This is a genomic window from Amycolatopsis speibonae, from assembly GCF_042647925.1.
Taxonomy (GTDB): Bacteria; Actinomycetota; Actinomycetes; order Mycobacteriales; family Pseudonocardiaceae; genus Amycolatopsis; species Amycolatopsis speibonae.
The window spans coordinates 1-1,300 of the sequence record NZ_JBHRWK010000165.1 but is presented as its reverse complement, the minus strand read 5'-3'; the positions used below and the strand labels follow the sequence as shown (position 1 = coordinate 1,300).

Sequence of the window (1,300 nt, the reverse complement as noted above, 5' to 3'; positions counted from 1 at the left end):
ACTGCCGCCACTCCCCCTCATGCCACTCCCCCTCGCGCAACTCCCCCTCGTACCACTGCACCTCACCAGGACGGAACGCCTTGACCCACGGAGGCACCAGCGAACGAACCCGCTCCGGAGTGGGCGCAAGAGTTGCGCGCGAGTCCCTACGACCTCTCACCTGCTTCGCAGTGATTTGTCCGTCGGAAAGAACAGCCACCACAGGCGCGGGTACTCGCAAACCGGTCACCGTCACAGCCGCGTTTTGCAAATCCTGTATCCAGTACTGCAAATCCGTCGACGTCGCCGGGCTCGAACGATTGTTCTTCTTCAGATACCCCGCTAGCGTGGCGTCTTGGCCAGGACCGACACCCCACTCCACATCCGCCGGAAGAGCGTCACTCGGTCCGGCACCGGTCACCCCCTGACCTTCCGTCCCTGGACCGGCAGACACAGGATCAGTGTCACCGGGGGCGAGGTGCCGCGGTTGGTCAAGACCAAGGCCACCTTCGGGAGCGGGGACGGTATAGGGCCACCCTTCGATCCGGCCATCGGGATACCGCCGGTCCGGGACCCGCCGCACCCAGCCACCACCACCCGCAGCATCAAACAAAACCGGCACCGGCATACCGTTCTCGGTCAAACCCAGTTTGCCGACCCGGGCCGCGGGGCCAGGCCCCTCCACCTCCAGCCACACCAACTCGATCGGATACCCCACAGCAACACCAAGCCGCTCCTGCAAACCGACCGCCAACCGATCCAGAGCACCATCACCGGTCTCACACGCGAACAACCGGACCGGTTCACCACCTTCACGCCACCCCGAACCCCGCACCGCCCGCTCGATCACCTCCAGATCACGAACACCGTGATCCAGCAACACCACCCCATGCACACCGGCTTCCTTCAGCAGCAACGCCGCCGCATCCCTCAACTCCGAACCCACACCACCGATGATCACCCCCACAGGCGCCACCATCACGTCATCGTGAACAGACGGCACACCACCCAACACCCCCTCCTCCCGCGGCCACATCACCTCACCCACCAACGAACGCGAAAGAACATCGGCGGAAACCGGCCCCCGCCCACCACCGTCAGACAACCGCCCCGAACCAACCTGCCACCCCCCGCCACCACCCCCAGCACCAGACCAACCCGGCACCGGCACACCGCCCTCGGAATAACCCAGCGAACCGACCCCGACCCCAGAAGGCCACCCTGAAACCCCCGGCAACTCCGGCGGCAGCACCCCCTGCATCTCCAACCTCAGCAACCCCGACGGCCCCGGGGCTTCATCCTCGACACCAGAACGCCACCC

1 protein-coding gene is annotated in these 1,300 nt (G+C 65.8%); it reads right to left on the bottom strand.

What is annotated here, in order from left to right:
* On the bottom strand, positions 1–1,027 hold a 1,027-nt coding region (locus ACFOSH_RS44605; RefSeq protein WP_378248003.1), incomplete at its 3' end, for a hypothetical protein.
* Positions 1,028–1,300 lie beyond the last annotated feature (273 nt).